Genomic DNA, 16,011 nt, shown 5'->3' on the forward strand with positions numbered 1-16,011 from the left:
GCGGTAGGTCAGCCAACTCATCTGTTGAATGACACACCGCATTCGCGAGCAAGCCCGCTCCCACATTTGTCCTATGGTGTGGCGGCTTTCCGGTAGACGCCATCCTTGCCATGGGCCGCCGTCGCGCGATTGCCCCGCACACTGATCATCTGCTTGATATCAATCCACTCGATCCCCTGAGCCTTCAGCTTCGGCAACTCGCGTTCCAGCACCGCCAGTGACTGCGGATACGGATGCCCGATCATCACCGCCGAACCCTGCTTGCGCGCCAGGCTGATCGCTGTCTGTAGCTGCGTGAGAATTGCCGCTTCGGTGCGCTCGTCATCCAGAAACACATCCCGCGAAACACTCGCCAAGCCAATCTTCTGCGCCTCGGCAGCCGCAACTGTTTGCGCGCTGGTACGGCTGTCGACGAAGAATTTGTGGCGTTGCTGCAAGTCCGCCATCAACCAGGCCATGGCCGGTTGCTGTGCGGTCATGCGGCTGCCCATGTGGTTGTTGATGCCCGCGGTGTAGGGCACGACCTTGAATGCCGCATTGAGGCGTTTCTCAAGTTCTTCGATGGGCAGGTCGGGGTGCCAGGCAAACGGGCCGGTAGCCGGGTCCATGGGCATGTGCAGGATGACGATCTTGCCGGCGCGATGGGCTTCGCGGGCAAATTCGGTGGCGTGCGGTGTGTCGGGCATGATCGCCGTGGTCACCGGGCCGGGCAGGGCCAGCACGCGACGATCCCGGGGCAGGTTCTGCCCCAGGTCATCGATGATCAGGCTGAGATACGCTTTTTGAGGGGCTGTCTCGACGGGGGCTGCGTGAGCAACACCCGTCAGGCAGAGCAACAAACCCACTATAAACCGCTGGAACATCTCAGCGGCCGGACGTGATGCTCAACCCTTTGAGCAGGCTCAAGGCCTGGGCCAACTGGTAATCATCATCCTGCGGCATGGCCTTGGGTTTGCCGCTGGAACTGGTCGGCTTGTCGGCGCCGCCGTTGCCATTGCCCAGGTGACCTTGCAGGTCGGCTTCCTTGAAGTACTCGCTGTCCTGCTCGTTGGTGATCTTGGCCTTGCGCACTTCGATGTCGGGAACGATGCCCTGGGCCTGAATCGAGCGGCCGTTCGGCGTGAAGTACAACGCGGTCGTGATCTTCAGCGCGCGGTCGTTGTTCAGCGGCAGCACGGTTTGTACGGAGCCTTTGCCGAAACTGGTGGTGCCCATCAGCACAGCGCGTTTCTGATCCTGCAAGGCACCGGCCACAATCTCGGACGCCGAGGCGCTACCGCCGTTGATCAGTACGACCATTGGTACGGCTTCGCTTTCGTCCTTGCCGGTCGCGGAGAAGCGCAGCTCGGAGTTGGCGATGCGGCCCTTGGTGTAGACGATCAGGCCCTTCTTGATGAAGTGATCGACCACTTCCACCGCGGACTGCAGCACGCCGCCCGGGTTGTTACGCAGGTCGAGGATGATGCCATTGAGCTTCTTGCCGTTTTCCTTGCGCAGCTTGGCCAGGGCCTGGGAGACCTCTTCGCCGGTCTTGACCTGGAACTGCGTGATGCGGATGTAGCCGTAGCCGGATTCCAGCAGCTGCGACTTCACGCTCTTCACTTGAATGATCGCGCGGGCCAGGGTGACGTCGAACGGCGGACCGCCATCGCGCACCAGGGTCAGGGTGATTTTCTGGCCAATCTTGCCGCGCATCTTGTCCACGGCTTCGGTCATGGTCTGGCCGCGAGTCGGTGCGCCGTTGATCTTGACGATGAAGTCGCCAGCCTGAATACCTGCCTTGGAGGCGGGGGTGTCATCGATCGGCGAAACCACCTTGATGAAACCGTCTTCGGCGCCGACTTCGATGCCCAGGCCGCCGAATTCACCGCTGGTGCTTTCCTGCAGTTCGGCGAAGTCTTCCGGGCCCAGGTAGGCGGAGTGCGGGTCGAGGTTGCTGAGCATGCCTTTGATGGCGTTTTCCAGCAGGGTCTTGTCGTCCACAGGTTCGACATAGGCCGCCTTGATCCGGTCCATGACCTCGGCAAAGGTGCGCAACTCTTCCAGCGGCAACGGTGCCTTGGTCGTCGCGGCAGTGCCCGCAGGTGCGACTGCCGGGGCCGGCTGAGCGGCGAACGCCAAAGGCGCGCCGATCACCAGGGCGATCGTCAGGGCCAGCGAGGTAAGGCGGGACAAATGCAGCATGTCTAACGAACTCCTGAAATTAGGTAGCGTGCTTATCCTTGCGCGCGACACCATTGCGCCGGATCACTCGGGTGACCCTGCTGACGAATTGCGAAATACAGTGCTGGTGTGTCCTGCCCGCCGCTGTTACCGACAGTGGAGATGGACTCACCGGCTTTTACCACGTCACCCGCAGACTTGAGCAGCGTCTGGTTGTGACCATAAAGACTCAAAAAACCGTTGCCGTGGTCGAGAATCACCAGCAGCCCGGCGCCCCGCAACCAGTCGGCAAACACCACGCGACCGCCATGCACAGCATGCACCTGGCTGCCGGCGGAGGCGCTGATCATCACGCCGTCCCACTTGGTGCGGGCATCGTCGCCACGAGATTCGCCGAAGCGTGCCAACAGTCGACCATCAACCGGCCAGGGAAGTTTTCCCCGAGTTGACGCGAAAGGGCCGCCAAAGGTCTCGCCTGAACTTGAAACCAGTGCGCCAGGTGTCGATTTGACCGGTTTGCGTGGGGCGTCGGTGGTCTCTGCGTCTGCAGCCGCCTGGGCCTCACGTAAACGCTTTTTTTCGGCTTCCTGCTGGGCGATCAGCGCTTTTTGCCGCGCTTCTTCTGCCTCACGGGCCTGGCGAGCCAAGGTTTCTTCAATGGTTTTAAGGACTTTAGACAGGTCTGCCTGATCTTGCTCGCGGGATGCCAGTTTCTGGTCGCGCGCCTTGACGTCGTCGTTGAGCTTGGCCAGGACTTGCTGACGTTCCTTGCGGACTTTGTCGAGTTCATCGCGCTGGGTGTCGAGGCTGCTCTTCTGCACCAGCAACTGCGCCTGTTGTGAGTCGATGTCTTTTTCGACATTGGTCAGTTGGCGCAGGGTTTCGTTGAAATTTTTCAGCTGCTCCAGGCGGGCCTGGCTCAGGTAGTCGTAATAGGTGAGGGTGCGGGCGAATTTTTCCGGGTTCTGCTGATTGAGCAGCAGCTTCAAGTATTCCTGACGGCCGTTCTGATAGGCCGCGCGGGCCTGAATGGCGATCAGTCGTTGCTGTTCAGTGCGCGCGCTCTGGAGTTTTTTTTTCTCTGCGTCGAGTCGCTGCAACTCGGCTTCGCTCTTCTTCAGTTCTTTTTGCAGGGCATCGACCTGCTTCTCGAGCTTGCCCATTTCGGTCTCGGTGCCTTTGAGCTCTTTCTGCACACCGGATTTTTCTTCCTGGAGTTTGCCCAGCAGTTTTTTCAGCTCGGCAATGTCCTGACGCGTGGCGTCCAACTGTTGTTGGGTTTGCTCGCGCTCGTCAGCAAAAGCCGGTTGGAGCAGGCAAGTCAGTGCAAGGGCTATCAGGACGCGGAGCATAGAGGCGGGCGACACCAGGGAAAGGGACGGCCTAGTATGCCCGCCAAGCGTGGCAAAAAAAATGCCCAATTGGGACTGTGTGATAACTGGAGTGGGTTCAGTAGTGAAAACAGCGCAAAACCAATGTGGGAGCGGGCTTGCTCGCGAATGCGGAGGGTCATTCAACATTGATGTCGACTGACATACCGCATTCGCGAGCAAGCCCGCTCCCACAGGGTCTTTCGGTGTTTGGAAGGACGATTACACCAGAATCGAAGTACCCGTCATCTCTTTCGGTTTTTCCAGGCCCATCAGCATCAGCATGGTCGGCGCCACATCCGCCAGCACGCCGCCTTCACGGACCTTGAGGTTACGCTTGCCGACATAGATGAACGGCACCGGCTCGGTGGTGTGCGCGGTGTGCGCCTGACCGGTGGCTTCATCGGCCATCTGCTCGACGTTGCCGTGGTCAGCGGTGATCAACGCTTCACCACCGACCTTTTCCAGGGCTTCGACGATGCGACCGACGCACTGGTCCAGGCATTCAACAGCTTTCACTGCTGCGTCGAACACGCCGCTGTGGCCGACCATGTCACCGTTCGCGTAGTTGACCACGATCACGTCGTAACGCTGATTGTCGATGGCGTCGACGATGCGGTCGGTGACTTCCGGGGCGCTCATCTCGGGCTGCAAGTCATAGGTAGCGACTTTCGGCGACGGGATCAGGATGCGTTCTTCGCCCGGGAACGGTTCTTCACGACCGCCGGAGAAGAAGAAGGTCACGTGCGCGTATTTTTCAGTTTCGGCGATGCGCAGTTGCGTCTTGCCGTTTTTCGCCAGGTAGTCGCCCAGCACGTTTTCCAGGCTGCCGGCAGCGAAAGCCGATGGCGCAGGAATGCTCGCAGCATATTGGGTCAGCATGACGAAGCCGGCCAGTTTCGGCTGACGGCTGCGTTCGAATTCCTTGAAACCGTCTTCGACGAACACGCGAGTCAGCTCACGGGCGCGGTCGGCGCGGAAGTTCATGAACACCACGGCGTCGCCGTCTTCAACCTTGACCGGCTCGCCGATGGAAGTGGCTTTGACGAACTCGTCGCTCTCGCCACGGGCGTACGCCGCTTCGAGGCCTTCTTGCGCGGTGGCGGCGTTGAATTCGCCGTTGCCGTCGACAATCAGGTTGTAGGCCTGGGACACGCGGTCCCAACGGTTGTCACGGTCCATGGCGAAGTAACGGCCGATGATGCTGGCGATCCGGCCTTTGCCTAAGGCCTGGAAGGTCGCGTCGAGCAGTTCGATGGACGACTGAGCGCTTTTCGGCGGGGTATCGCGGCCATCGAGGAAGGCGTGCAGGTAGATTTTTTCGGCGCCGCGCTTGAACGCCAGTTCTGCCATGGCGATCAGGTGGTCCTGGTGGCTGTGAACGCCGCCATCGGACAGCAGGCCCATGAAATGCACGGCTTTGCCGGCGGCAACGGCTTTATCCACCGCGGCGCAGATGGTCGGGTTCTCGAAAAACTCGCTGTCGCGGATCGATTTGGTCACGCGGGTGAAGTCCTGATACACCACGCGACCGGCGCCGAGGTTCATGTGGCCGACTTCGGAGTTGCCCATCTGGCCATCCGGCAGGCCGACATCCATGCCGCTGCCGGAGATCAGGCCGTTCGGCACGGTGGCCCACAGACGGTCCAGCACGGGCTTCTTCGCGGCAAAAATAGCGTTGGATTCAGGGCTCTCACTGTGACCGAAGCCATCGAGAATAATCAGGACCAAAGGTTTAGGCGTGGTAGTCATGGATTCCACTCGTGGCTGAGTTAATAGAGGGCGATGGAAAAGGGAGTGGCAGTTTAAAGGCAAGTTCAATCCACGTCACCGCCGGACGGGGTTTGGCCCACCATAGTGGCTGTGTATACTGGCCGACATTTTAACGCCCTGGAACCTCCTTCGATGGTTGCTCACCTGATTGAATTTGCCACTAACCACTACATTCTTGTCGGTATCTTCGTCGTACTGCTGGCGGCGCTGATTGCCTATCAAATGCAGGGCGGCGGCCGTAGCCTGAGTACCGGTGAACTGACCGGGCTGGTCAACAAGGACGCTGGCGTCGTGATCGACATCCGTTCGACCAAGGACTTCGCCGCCGGTCACATCGTTGGCGCGTTGAACATTCCTCACGACAAACTGACTGCGCGCATCGGCGAACTGGAAAAGCACAAGGCCAAGACCATCATTCTGGTCGACGCCCTGGGCCAGACCGCCGGTACCCATGCCCGCGAACTGATGAAATCCGGCTTCACCGCCGCCAAGCTCTCCGGTGGTATTTCCAGCTGGAAGGGCGACAATCTGCCGCTGGTCAAGGCGAAGTGATATGAGCAACGTCGTCGTCTATTCCAGCGATTACTGCCCTTACTGTTCGCGAGCCAAGTACCTGCTTGAGAACAAAGGCGTGGCCTTCGAAGAGATCAAGGTCGATGGCAAGCCGCAGGTACGCGCCGCCATGGCTCAGAAAGCCGGACGTACGTCCGTGCCGCAGATCTGGATCGGCAGCACCCACGTGGGTGGTTGTGATGATTTGTTTGCCCTTGAGCGCGCCGGTAAGCTCGACGCCATGCTCAAGGCCTGAATACCTTCCCTATAAGACCCCAAGATCAGAAAGGATCTGAGATGACTGACCAACAGAACACTGCAGCTAGCGAAGAAGAAACCGCACCGCAATTCTCCTTGCAGCGCATCTACGTACGTGACTTGTCCTTCGAAGCCCCGAAAAGCCCGGCGATTTTCCGCCAGCAGTGGGAGCCGAGCGTCGGTCTGGATCTGAACACCCGTCAAAAGGCTCTGGAAGGTGACTTCCACGAAGTCGTGCTGACCCTGTCGGTGACCGTGAAGAACGGTGAAAACGGCGAAGTGGCATTCATCGCTGAAGTTCAACAGGCCGGGATCTTCCTGATCAAGAACCTGGACGACGCTTCGATGAGCCACACCCTCGGCGCGTTCTGCCCGAACATCCTGTTCCCGTACGCTCGCGAAACCCTGGACAGCCTGGTCACCCGTGGCTCGTTCCCGGCCCTGATGCTGGCACCGGTGAACTTCGACGCGCTGTACGCACAAGAACTGCAACGCATGCAGGCGGCTGGCGAAACCCCTACCGTTCAGTAAGCGGTCCTGAGCGTCGCAGCTAGTCCAATGTGGGAGCGGGCTTGCTCGCGAAAGCGGTGTAACAGTCAACGAAAGTGTTGAATGTTATGGCCCCTTCGCGAGCAAGCCCGCTCCCACATTTGTTATGCGCTGTTATTTGAAACCGAGCTGACGCCAGCCTTCGTACACCGCGACAGCCACGGTATTCGACAGGTTCAGGCTGCGGCAGCCTTCACGCATCGGCAAGCGCAGACGTTGTTCGCCGGGCAGGGCGTCGAGCACTTCAGGCGGCAGGCCTCGGCTTTCCGGACCGAACAGGAACGCGTCACCCTCGGCGAAACTGGCGTCGTGGAACGGTCGCGAACCCTTGGTGGTGAAGGCGAACAACCGCGGATGGCCAAGGCTCTCCAGGCAGCTGGCGAGGTCGGCGTGGCGTTGCAGGGTGGCGTACTCGTGGTAGTCGAGGCCGGCCCGGCGCAGGCGCTTGTCGTCCATCTCGAAGCCCAGCGGCTCAATCAAATGCAGGTGGCAGCCACTGTTGGCGCACAGCCTGATAACGTTGCCGGTATTCGGCGGAATTTCTGGTTGAAAAAGGATGACGTGAAACATGCACGGCTCCGAAGATAAAGATGACGGGCATTCTACGCCGCCAAAGGACCCCCGTTCGAAACTATTCCCGCGCGTGCTCGGTTCGTTGGCGATTGTCGGGATGATGGTGGGGCTGATGATTGGTCGCCTGACCGCGCCAGCCCCGACTGTCTTGCAGCAAGTGGAGGTCACCAGCGACGGCCTGGTCGTGTGGTTCAACAACGAACCCAAGAGCCACGGCGAGTTTGTCGACGGTAGCCTCGCGTTGTTGTTCGAGGCCGAAGGCAAGGCGCAGAAAGGTCAGCTCAGGCTCGACGATAAAAACGTCAACTGGCGAGTGCGTTTGAGTGATGGGGGGTTGTTGCTGTCGGTGGTGGCGGCCCGGCCGCTGCAAGGCGAATGGGCCGGTAGCGAGGTCGATGACCGCTGGCGGCTGGAGATCCATCTCCGGGAGCAATAAAAGAGGGAATCCCCGGCCTGCCTGTACCAAGGTTCCCAAAACGGCAGGGCTCACGCATTGCGTCGTGAGCCCGGTGTAAAGAAGGAACCCCTGACCTGCCTGTATCAAGGGCCCCAAAACGGGGTGGGCTCGTCGCTTGTGCGGTGTGAGCCCGATGTAAAGAGGGGAATCCCCGGCCTGCCTGTACCAAGGTCCCCGAAACCGGGTAGTGAACTGAATCACTGATTGGACTATTGCAGGGGGCGTGCCAGTTTTTAACAAGTTGAAACAGAAAGCCGCGCTGAAACGTCGAAAGCCCCGTATTCAGGGGCTTTCGTGTTTTTTCGATAGAGGTTCGATTGCGAATGCTGGCGGGTTTTTGTAGGTGCTTTTGTGCGCGATTGCGGTTCACGGTGCATTGCAGCGGTGCACTCTGGCCCTAAAAGCATCGCGGGCAAGCCTTGCTCCTACAGGTGATATGCCATTTCAAAATTGGCGTATCACCTGTAGGAGCAAGGCTTGCCCGCGATTGGATCTAGAGGTCAGCGAAGAATTTAACCCTCTTCCCCCTCATCATCATCCCCACCATCAACCTTCATCCCCAATTCCTTGATCTTGCGCGTCAGGGTATTACGCCCCCAACCCAGCAAGACCGCAGCATCGCGGCGGCGGCCGGCGGTGTGTTTGAGGGCAGTCTCGATCATGATCCGCTCGAAAGCCGGCACGGCAGTGTCCAGCAGGCTCGACTGACCCCGCGCCAACGCCTGATCGGCCCACTGGCGCAGCGCTTGTTCCCAATTGGTCACGGGCGCCGAATCCTGCGGCAGGCTCAGCAGCTCAGGCGGCAAGTCGCTGATGTGCACTTCGCGACCCGAAGCCATCACCGTGATCCAGCGGCAGGTGTTCTCCAGCTGACGGACGTTGCCGCCCCACGGCAGGTTCTTCAGGTATTCCTCGGTTTCGCTTTTCAGCAGCTTCGGCTCGACCGCCAGTTCTTGCGCGGCGCGGCTGAGGAAGTGCTTGGCAAGGGTCGGGATGTCTTCGCGACGGTCCGACAGGCGCGGAATATGGATGCGGATCACGTTGAGGCGGTGGAACAGGTCCTCACGGAATTTCCCGGCGTGCACCAGGGTTTCCAGATTCTGGTGAGTGGCGGCGATGATTCGCACATCGACCTTCACCGGCACATGACCGCCAACGCGGTAGAACTCGCCGTCGGCCAGTACCCGCAGTAAGCGGGTTTGGGTGTCGGCCGGCATGTCGCCGATTTCATCGAGGAACAGCGTGCCGCCGTCCGCCTGTTCAAAGCGACCGCGACGCAGGTTGGCCGCGCCGGTGAACGCGCCTTTTTCGTGGCCGAACAGCTCGGACTCCATCAAATCCTTTGGAATCGCCGCCATGTTCAGCGCGATGAACGGCGAGGCCGCCCGTGGGCTGTGACGGTGCAGGGCGTGAGCCACCAGCTCTTTACCGGTCCCGGATTCGCCGTTGATCAGCACAGTGATGTTGGAATGGCTCAAGCGCCCGATGGCGCGAAACACTTCCTGCATCGCCGGTGCTTCACCGATGATTTCCGGGGTGCGGGTCAGGGCGACCGGGACTTCCAGACCTTGCTGTTCCTGAGCGTGCTGGTTGGCGCGTTTGACGAGGGAGACGGCTTCGTCGACATCGAACGGCTTGGGCAGGTATTCGAACGCGCCACCCTGATAGGACGCGACAGCGCTGTCCAGATCAGAGTGAGCGGTCATGATGATGACCGGCAACCGTGGGTGCTGTTCGCGAATCCGCGCCAAAAGGTCCAGGCCGCTGGCACCCGGCATGCGGATGTCGGAGATGATCACGTCCGGCTGCTGGCGCGCCAGGCGGCTCATCACGCCATCGGCGCTGTCGAAGCTTTGCGTGGTCATGCCTTCCTGCTGCAAGGCTTTTTCCAGGACCCAACGGATAGAACGGTCGTCATCGACGATCCACACGGTTTCACTACGGCTCATGTCGATGTGGCTCCTTGTTCCAGTGGCAGAAAGATCGAGAAAGTGGTGTGGCCTGGGTGGCTGTCACATTCGATCAAGCCCTGGTGCTGGCTGATGATGTTCTGAGTAATGGCCAGGCCCAGCCCGGTACCGTCCGGACGACCGCTGACCATGGGAAAGAAGATGGTTTCCTGCAGTTCCGCAGGAATGCCCGGACCGTTGTCGATGATTTCGATCTTGGTCACCAGGCGATGGCGCACGTGGCCGATGGTGAACTGGCGCATGGCGCGGGTGCGCAGGCTGATGCGGCCCAGACGCAATTCGTTCTGGCTGCTGATGGCCTGCATCGCGTTGCGCACGATGTTCAGAACTGCCTGAATCATTTGTTCACGGTCGATCAATACGTCCGGAATGCTAGGGTCGTAGTCGCGCACCAAGGTGATGCAACCCTGGCTTTCCGCTTCCACCAGATGGCAGACGCGCTCCAGCACTTCGTGGACGTTGCACATGGCCAGCGACGGCAATTTGTTCGAGCCGAGCATGCGGTCAACGAGGTTTCGCAGGCGGTCGGCTTCTTCAATGATGACGTTGGTGTAATCGCGCAGGCTTTCTTCCGGCAGTTCGCGGGCAAGCAGTTGCGCGGCGCCGCGAATCCCGCCCAGCGGATTCTTGATTTCATGGGCGAGGCCGCGCACCAGCATTTTGCTGGTTTCCTGCTTCGACAACTGCGCCTCTTCCTTGGTGATCCGCAGCAAGCGGTCCCGGGGATGGACTTCCAGCAACAGCATGGTGGCGCCGTTGGCCAGGATCGGCGTGACCGCGTAATCGACAGTCAGGGTCTGGCCGGTGAGGGCCGTGAGCATCGCTTCGCGTTTGGTGAACGGGTGCGCCTGTTCTACTGCCTGGCGCAGGGAATTCAGCGCTTCGGTGGATTCGGTGAACAACTCGCTGATGAACTGCCCATGACTGCGCTGGCCGCTAATGGCCAGCAGCATCTCCGCCGCCGGGTTCATGTACTCAAGGCGCAATTCGGCGTCGAGCAGGATAGTGGCGGTGGTCAGGTTGTCGAGTAGCAAGCGGTGTAGTGCGTCGCTAATGGTCATCAGGACCTCTTTTGGAGCGGAGCGTGCGCGAGAAACAAGCGCTGATGCGGGGAAAATGCAAAAACCAAACCAAGGCTCCGAAAAGAAGCAATTAAGGCCTGAAACGGGCGTTTAACGCTCGTTTGCGTGGCGTTCTGCCAGCTTTCTCGGGTACTTTCGAACCAAAATGGGTTGCGATGTGGGTACGGTGCACCCTATCGCACCAATATAGTGCGCAAACCTGAACGGCGTTAGAACAAACGTAGGAAGGGATTTTTTTCTTCTACCGGTTTGTCTTCGAGGGGACATTCCGGGCGCTGGCCGTAGTCGGCGAGGGTGCAGGGTTTGACCCGGCGCTGTTGCGCGAGTGAGGTGCGCAGCATGTGGAACGGCTGATTGGCCGTGCGTTCGACGGTGCGGCCTTGTTCGTCGAGGATTTCCACGGACAGGTTGTGGCTGCCGCGATCGATATTGGCCAGGGGGAAAACCGGGCTCAGACCGGGTTCGGCGGTGGGCTGGCCGTCGAGCAGCAGGCGGTAGCGATGATCCGGTTGCAGGCCGGGTTCATTGGTGACGCTGACGATAATTTCGCCGGCATTGCTGCGGATCGTCGCGTCTGGCTCCGGTACCAGTATGCGCAGCAAGTCGTAGTGAAACAGCGGTTGCTCTTCGGGCGGGTTCGCGGCGATCAGCGGTTTCACAGTGGCGGGCTGGGCTGTCATGCGGTTGCTGGTCGCCAGCGGTACGCGTTTGGCGTTGCCGTGTTGTGGCTGGTCGGTGAAGGCGCGATTGCCTTGGGCGTCGACATAGGTGAACACCTCGGCATTGGCTGGGAAGGCGATCAAGCAGGCGATCAGTAGCCCAATCTTCATGGCTTGTGCACACGTTGCACCGTGAACGTCACGGTCGGACTTTGCTGAAGGATCTCCTCGCCATTGATTACCTGCACCGCCAGGCTGTGTTCGCCACGGTCGATGTTCACCAGTTGCAGGATCGGCACATTGCTCGATTGCCCATACGGTTGGTCGTCCAGCAGCAGTCGCAACAGATGCGGCGCTTGCAAGCGGGGCTTGATCAGGACGCTGACGGTGAACGTGCCGTTATTGGCGCGCAGGGCCTCATCGGTGGGCAGGCCTGTCAGTTGCAGCACCTCGTAGGCGTTACCGGGCGGCTCATTGCGGGTGTTGCCGGTCGGGGCAGCGAGAGGAGCTTGGGGTTCCACGCTGTTGAGTGGCGGCAGCTCAACCGGTTGGGCCCTGACGCCATCGGGCGGTTGATTGCTGTAGGCGATATTGCCGTCGGCGTCGGTGTATTTGTAGATTTGGGCCGTCACGGGATAAGCGAAGAACAGCAGCAAAAGCATTAAAAGTGGCCGCATGCAGACTCCCTGTGAGCAGCAGGAATTACTCCGACAGTGGAATACCTTCGCTGCCAGCATAGAACACAATAAGTTCTACCGGTTCATCACCGGTGACCCCGCGATGGACGACGTCGACCATTTCCGCCACGGCTTCACCTTGTTTGACGCGCCTGGTCTGGCCGTTGTCTTTACTCTCGATCAGCAGTTCGCCAGACAGGACATAGCCTGTGTTGGGAATGGCGTGGGTGTGCCAAGGCAGTTGGGTGTTGGCCGGTATCTTGAGTCTGAGCACCGTCAACTCGGGCGCCGCATCCGGGTAGCTAACGTAAGGTGAGTTGTCCCACGACTGGCTGCTTTGAAGCAGGACTTTTCGTTCGATTTGCGTGGGTGCGATGGTTGTGGTGCAGCTTTGAAGGGAAAGGGCGCAGAGAGCGAGCGTAAGGGTTTTCATCGATCCATCCTTTGAGTTCAGGCAGAGGACAGGCTACGAGTCTTTCAAAGCGGTTGATGCAGGACGATGCTGTGCGCGCCCGGGGAGATGGCGAATTTCATTGTGGGAAATTGCCCCAATAAAAAAGGCCTCCCGAAGGAGGCCTCTTATTGTCACGCCGCGTGCCGCAGCGCTACCGGATCAGCAGCTGTAGTACAGCTCATATTCCAGTGGGTGTACGAAGGTACGTACCTTGATTTCTTCTTCGCTTTTCAGAGCGATGTAAGCGTCGATGAAGTCGTCGGAGAACACGCCGCCTTTGGTCAGGAACGCACGACCCTTGTCCAGCTCTTCCAGGGCTTCTTTCAGGCTGCCGCAAACTTGTGGGATCTCTTTCGCCTCTTCAGGCGGCAGGTCGTACAGGTTTTTGTCAGCTGCGTCGCCAGGGTGAATCTTGTTCTGGATGCCGTCCAGGCCAGCCATTACCAGGGCTGCGAAGGCCAGGTACGGGTTAGCTGCTGGATCCGGGAAGCGGGCTTCGATACGGCGAGCGCGAGGGCTGGACACGTAAGGAATACGGATCGAAGCGGAACGGTTGCGAGCCGAGTAGGCCAGCATTACTGGAGCTTCGAAACCTGGGACCAGACGCTTGTAGGAGTTGGTCGACGGGTTGGTGAAGCCGTTCAGTGCCTTACCGTGCTTGATGATGCCGCCGATGAAGTACAGGGCGGTGTCGGACAGGCCGGCATAGCCTTCGCCAGCGAAGGTGTTCTTGCCATCTTTGGCGATGGACAGGTGAACGTGCATACCCGAACCGTTGTCGCCGTACAGAGGCTTAGGCATGAAGGTCGCGGTGCGGCCGTAAGCCACAGCTACGTTGTGCACGCAGTACTTCAGGGTCTGAACTTCGTCAGCCTTGGCGACCAGGGTGTTGAACTTCACACCGATTTCGTTCTGGCCGGCAGTCGCCACTTCGTGGTGGTGAACTTCGATGACCAGACCCATCTCTTCCATGGCGTTGCACATGGAGGTACGGATTTCGTGGTCGTGGTCGAACGGAGGAACCGGGAAGTAACCGCCTTTGATACCTGGACGGTGGCCGTGGTTGCCGCCTTCGATGTCCTGGTCGGACATCCACGAACCTTGTTCGGAGAAGATTTTGAACATCGAGCCGGAGATGTCCGACTTGAATTTAACCTGGTCGAAGATGAAGAACTCAGGCTCTGGACCTACGAATACGGTGTCGCCGATACCGGTCGACTTCAGGTATTCCTCGGCACGCTTGGCGATCGCACGTGGGTCGCGGTCGTAGCCTTGCATGGTCGAAGGCTCGATGACGTCGCACACGATGATCAGCGTTGGGTCTTCGGTGAACGGGTCGAGAACGGCAGTGCTGTCGTCCGGCAGCAGGATCATGTCGGAGGCTTCGATGCCTTTCCAGCCAGCGATGGAGGAGCCGTCGAACATTTTGCCTTCTTCGAAGAAAGCGTCATCCAGCGCGTCGCGAGCCGGCATGGTCACGTGGTGCTGAGTGCCTTTGGTGTCCGTGAAGCGCAGATCAATCCACTTGACGTCATGATCTTTGATGAGTTGAACCGACTTCGACATAGTGTCCTCCGGGTGGCTTCGGGCTTAAGTAATGGATGCCCTTAGAATGTGGGTGATGCCGGCGCGAATACTCTGCCAAGGCAACCTGCCTCACAAGGGAGCAAATTGCATGCCAGTGCCCCACCATGGGTTTTTTGCCCTAATTTCACGCTTATAAAGGCACAACACGTCTTCAGGTGGAAAATCTCGCCCTACAATGTAGCGTTGAAATTCATAAATGACCCGTTTTGGTGCGCGAAAAACCTTCTGCACATTAACTGGTTAAACCTTGAGCAATTTCCGCTATAATCCGCGCCCCCCTTTTTCGGCTGGCCCAGCGCGCGCTGTTTTCATGAAACTAATCGTAAAAGTCTTCCCCGAGATCACCATCAAGAGCCGCCCGGTACGGATGCGTTTCATCCGCCAATTGGCTAAAAACATCCGCACCGTGCTCCGCGACCTGGACCCGGCCGTGGTGGTGAACGGTGTGTGGGACAATCTCGAGCTGGAAACCCGCGTCAGCGAGCCGAAAGCCCTGAAGGAGATGACCGAGCGCCTGAGCTGCATGCCGGGCATCGCGCATTTCCTGCAGGTCGATGAATACCCGTTGGGCGACTTCGACGACATCGTCGCCAAGTGCAAGCAGCACTTCGGTGAGTCTCTGGCCGGGAAGATCTTCTCGGTGCGCTGCAAGCGCGCTGGCAAGCACGAATTCAGCTCGATGGACGTCGAAAAATACGTCGGCAGCCAACTGCGTCGTCAGTGCGGCGCCGCCGGAATCTCGCTGAAAGAGCCGGAAATCGAAGTTCGCATCGAAATTCGCGACAAACGGTTGTTTGTGATCCACAGCCAGCACAACAGCATCGGCGGTTATCCGCTGGGTGCACTGGAACAGACGCTTGTGCTGATGTCCGGTGGCTTCGACTCCACCGTGGCGGCGTACCAGATCATGCGTCGTGGCCTGATGAGCCATTTCTGCTTCTTCAATCTGGGCGGAAGGGCCCATGAACTGGGCGTCATGGAAGTCGCGCACTTCATCTGGAAGAAGTACGGAAGCTCCCAACGCGTGTTATTTGTCAGTGTGCCGTTCGAGGAAGTTCTGGGAGAAATTCTCGAGAAAGTCGATAACAGTCATATGGGTGTAGTTTTGAAGCGTATGATGTTGCGCGCTGCTTCCCGTATTGCTGATCGGCTGGACATTGAAGCGCTGGTCACCGGTGAAGCGATTTCCCAGGTGTCGAGCCAGACGTTGCCGAACCTGTCCGTGATCGACTGCGTGACCGACAAGCTGGTCTTGCGTCCGCTGATCGCCAGTCACAAGCAGGACATCATCGACCTGGCCAACGAAATCGGGACTGCCGACTTCGCCAAGCACATGCCGGAATACTGCGGGGTCATCTCGGTGAACCCAAAGACCCACGCCAAGCGTCCGCGCGTGGAGCATGAAGAGAAAGAATTCGACATGGCGGTCCTTGAGCGTGCGCTCGAGAACGCCAAATTGGTGCCGATCGATCGCGTAATCGACGAATTGGGCCAGGACTTGCAGATTGAAGAAGTCAGCGAAGCGCTGGCGGGGCAAATCATCATCGACATCCGCCACCCGGATGCCGCTGAAGATGACCCGCTGGCCCTGGCTGGTATCGAGGTACAAGCGATGCCTTTCTATGCATTGAACGCTCGTTTCAAGGAACTGGACCCTACTCGCCAGTACCTGCTGTATTGCGACAAAGGCGTGATGAGTCGCCTGCATGCTCACCATTTGCTCAGTGAGGGGCATGCCAATGTGCGCGTTTATCGACCGAGCTAAGAGCCCGGGGCTGTATGCCTGTGGCCTGCGTCACCGGCCCCCCGACTCTGCCGTCAAGCTGTAACGGCAAGGCCTGACTCTACTGTTAATCGCTGCCAAGACTTGTCAGCACACCGAATCCT

16 protein-coding genes are annotated in these 16,011 nt (G+C 59.2%); 5 read left to right on the forward strand and 11 right to left on the reverse strand.

Annotation, left to right across the window (positions count from 1 at the left end):
* Nucleotides 1–71: 71 nt before the first annotated feature.
* From EAH78_RS14450 to gpmI, 4 genes are all read right to left on the reverse strand, one after another.
* The gene (locus EAH78_RS14450) at nt 72–863 is read right to left on the reverse strand and encodes a divergent polysaccharide deacetylase family protein (protein ID WP_140668127.1); all 792 of its coding nucleotides are present in this window, start codon (nt 861–863) and stop codon (nt 72–74) included.
* A 1-nt stretch (nt 864) separates the two neighbouring features.
* Nucleotides 865–2,184, reverse strand: coding sequence for a S41 family peptidase (locus EAH78_RS14455; RefSeq protein WP_140668128.1), 1,320 nt, complete (start codon nt 2,182–2,184; stop codon nt 865–867).
* A gap of 32 nt (nt 2,185–2,216) precedes the next feature.
* Complete coding sequence (locus tag EAH78_RS14460) at nt 2,217–3,515, reverse strand: murein hydrolase activator EnvC family protein (protein WP_140668129.1); 1,299 nt, start codon at nt 3,513–3,515, stop codon at nt 2,217–2,219.
* Between the two features lie 240 nt (nt 3,516–3,755).
* Complete coding sequence (gene gpmI / locus EAH78_RS14465) at nt 3,756–5,285, reverse strand: 2,3-bisphosphoglycerate-independent phosphoglycerate mutase (RefSeq protein ID WP_140668130.1); 1,530 nt, start codon at nt 5,283–5,285, stop codon at nt 3,756–3,758.
* 153 nt (nt 5,286–5,438) lie between these two features.
* Between gpmI and EAH78_RS14470 the strand changes: the two genes are divergently transcribed.
* Genes EAH78_RS14470 through secB form a run of 3 tightly spaced genes read left to right on the forward strand, consistent with a single transcriptional unit; the run spans nt 5,439 to nt 6,647 of the window.
* Entirely contained in the window at nt 5,439–5,858 is a 420-nt protein-coding gene (locus EAH78_RS14470) for a rhodanese-like domain-containing protein (RefSeq protein ID WP_140668131.1), read from the forward strand.
* A 1-nt stretch (nt 5,859) separates the two neighbouring features.
* Nucleotides 5,860–6,114, forward strand: coding sequence for a glutaredoxin 3 (gene grxC, locus EAH78_RS14475; RefSeq protein WP_008149430.1), 255 nt, complete (start codon nt 5,860–5,862; stop codon nt 6,112–6,114).
* A 41-nt stretch (nt 6,115–6,155) separates the two neighbouring features.
* Nucleotides 6,156–6,647, forward strand: a complete 492-nt coding sequence (gene secB / locus EAH78_RS14480; RefSeq protein WP_027922165.1) for a protein-export chaperone SecB — start codon at nt 6,156–6,158, stop codon at nt 6,645–6,647.
* A 132-nt stretch (nt 6,648–6,779) separates the two neighbouring features.
* Here the strand turns inward: secB and EAH78_RS14485 are convergent, their stop codons facing one another.
* Nucleotides 6,780–7,235, reverse strand: coding sequence for a tRNA (cytidine(34)-2'-O)-methyltransferase (locus EAH78_RS14485; RefSeq protein WP_123435449.1), 456 nt, complete (start codon nt 7,233–7,235; stop codon nt 6,780–6,782).
* Between EAH78_RS14485 and EAH78_RS14490 the strand changes: the two genes are divergently transcribed.
* Nucleotides 7,234–7,674, forward strand: a complete 441-nt coding sequence (locus EAH78_RS14490) for a hypothetical protein (RefSeq protein WP_140668132.1) — start codon at nt 7,234–7,236, stop codon at nt 7,672–7,674. The two genes, EAH78_RS14485 and EAH78_RS14490, sit on opposite strands and share 2 nt — an antisense overlap.
* Nucleotides 7,675–8,207: 533 nt before the next feature.
* Here the strand turns inward: EAH78_RS14490 and ntrC are convergent.
* The 6 genes from ntrC to glnA all read right to left on the reverse strand — a co-directional run bounded on the left by ntrC (nt 8,208) and on the right by glnA (nt 14,103).
* Nucleotides 8,208–9,644: a nitrogen regulation protein NR(I) gene (ntrC, locus tag EAH78_RS14495; protein ID WP_017336064.1), complete on the reverse strand. Its 1,437-nt coding sequence runs from the start codon at nt 9,642–9,644 to the stop codon at nt 8,208–8,210.
* Nucleotides 9,641–10,726, reverse strand: a complete 1,086-nt coding sequence (gene glnL, locus EAH78_RS14500; protein ID WP_008024908.1) for a nitrogen regulation protein NR(II) — start codon at nt 10,724–10,726, stop codon at nt 9,641–9,643. The genes ntrC and glnL overlap by 4 nt, the downstream gene beginning before the upstream one ends.
* A gap of 230 nt (nt 10,727–10,956) precedes the next feature.
* Nucleotides 10,957–11,577 (reverse strand): DUF4124 domain-containing protein, encoded by a 621-nt coding sequence (locus EAH78_RS14505; RefSeq protein ID WP_140668133.1) that lies wholly within the window; start codon nt 11,575–11,577, stop codon nt 10,957–10,959.
* Nucleotides 11,574–12,083, reverse strand: coding sequence for a DUF4124 domain-containing protein (locus EAH78_RS14510; RefSeq protein ID WP_140668134.1), 510 nt, complete (start codon nt 12,081–12,083; stop codon nt 11,574–11,576). Before EAH78_RS14510 ends, EAH78_RS14505 begins: the two co-directional genes overlap by 4 nt.
* 25 nt (nt 12,084–12,108) lie before the next feature.
* The gene (locus EAH78_RS14515) at nt 12,109–12,516 is read right to left on the reverse strand and encodes a cupin domain-containing protein (RefSeq protein WP_140668135.1); all 408 of its coding nucleotides are present in this window, start codon (nt 12,514–12,516) and stop codon (nt 12,109–12,111) included.
* 180 nt (nt 12,517–12,696) lie between these two features.
* Nucleotides 12,697–14,103 (reverse strand): glutamate--ammonia ligase, encoded by a 1,407-nt coding sequence (gene glnA / locus EAH78_RS14520; RefSeq protein WP_140668136.1) that lies wholly within the window; start codon nt 14,101–14,103, stop codon nt 12,697–12,699.
* Between the two features lie 331 nt (nt 14,104–14,434).
* Here glnA and thiI point away from each other — a divergent pair, with 331 nt between their 5' ends.
* Nucleotides 14,435–15,889: a tRNA uracil 4-sulfurtransferase ThiI gene (thiI, locus tag EAH78_RS14530; RefSeq protein WP_140668138.1), complete on the forward strand. Its 1,455-nt coding sequence runs from the start codon at nt 14,435–14,437 to the stop codon at nt 15,887–15,889.
* The last annotated feature ends 122 nt before the right edge of the window (nt 15,890–16,011 follow it).

The sequence above is a fragment of the Pseudomonas arsenicoxydans genome (assembly GCF_006438915.1).
Classification (GTDB): Bacteria; Pseudomonadota; Gammaproteobacteria; order Pseudomonadales; family Pseudomonadaceae; genus Aquipseudomonas; species Aquipseudomonas arsenicoxydans_A.

Coding starts and splice junctions, on each gene's coding strand:
- EAH78_RS14455 (WP_140668128.1), bottom strand. CDS start 2,184: ATGCTGCATTTGTCCCGCCTTACCTCGCTGGCCCTGACGATCGCCCTG.
- secB (WP_027922165.1), top strand. CDS start 6,156: ATGACTGACCAACAGAACACTGCAGCTAGCGAAGAAGAAACCGCACCG.
- EAH78_RS14460 (WP_140668129.1), bottom strand. CDS start 3,515: ATGCTCCGCGTCCTGATAGCCCTTGCACTGACTTGCCTGCTCCAACCG.
- ntrC (WP_017336064.1), bottom strand. CDS start 9,644: ATGAGCCGTAGTGAAACCGTGTGGATCGTCGATGACGACCGTTCTATC.
- grxC (WP_008149430.1), top strand. CDS start 5,860: ATGAGCAACGTCGTCGTCTATTCCAGCGATTACTGCCCTTACTGTTCG.
- gpmI (WP_140668130.1), bottom strand. CDS start 5,285: ATGACTACCACGCCTAAACCTTTGGTCCTGATTATTCTCGATGGCTTC.
- EAH78_RS14505 (WP_140668133.1), bottom strand. CDS start 11,577: ATGAAGATTGGGCTACTGATCGCCTGCTTGATCGCCTTCCCAGCCAAT.
- EAH78_RS14510 (WP_140668134.1), bottom strand. CDS start 12,083: ATGCGGCCACTTTTAATGCTTTTGCTGCTGTTCTTCGCTTATCCCGTG.
- EAH78_RS14490 (WP_140668132.1), top strand. CDS start 7,234: ATGCACGGCTCCGAAGATAAAGATGACGGGCATTCTACGCCGCCAAAG.
- glnL (WP_008024908.1), bottom strand. CDS start 10,726: ATGACCATTAGCGACGCACTACACCGCTTGCTACTCGACAACCTGACC.
- thiI (WP_140668138.1), top strand. CDS start 14,435: ATGAAACTAATCGTAAAAGTCTTCCCCGAGATCACCATCAAGAGCCGC.
- EAH78_RS14470 (WP_140668131.1), top strand. CDS start 5,439: ATGGTTGCTCACCTGATTGAATTTGCCACTAACCACTACATTCTTGTC.
- EAH78_RS14450 (WP_140668127.1), bottom strand. CDS start 863: ATGTTCCAGCGGTTTATAGTGGGTTTGTTGCTCTGCCTGACGGGTGTT.
- EAH78_RS14485 (WP_123435449.1), bottom strand. CDS start 7,235: ATGTTTCACGTCATCCTTTTTCAACCAGAAATTCCGCCGAATACCGGC.
- EAH78_RS14515 (WP_140668135.1), bottom strand. CDS start 12,516: ATGAAAACCCTTACGCTCGCTCTCTGCGCCCTTTCCCTTCAAAGCTGC.
- glnA (WP_140668136.1), bottom strand. CDS start 14,103: ATGTCGAAGTCGGTTCAACTCATCAAAGATCATGACGTCAAGTGGATT.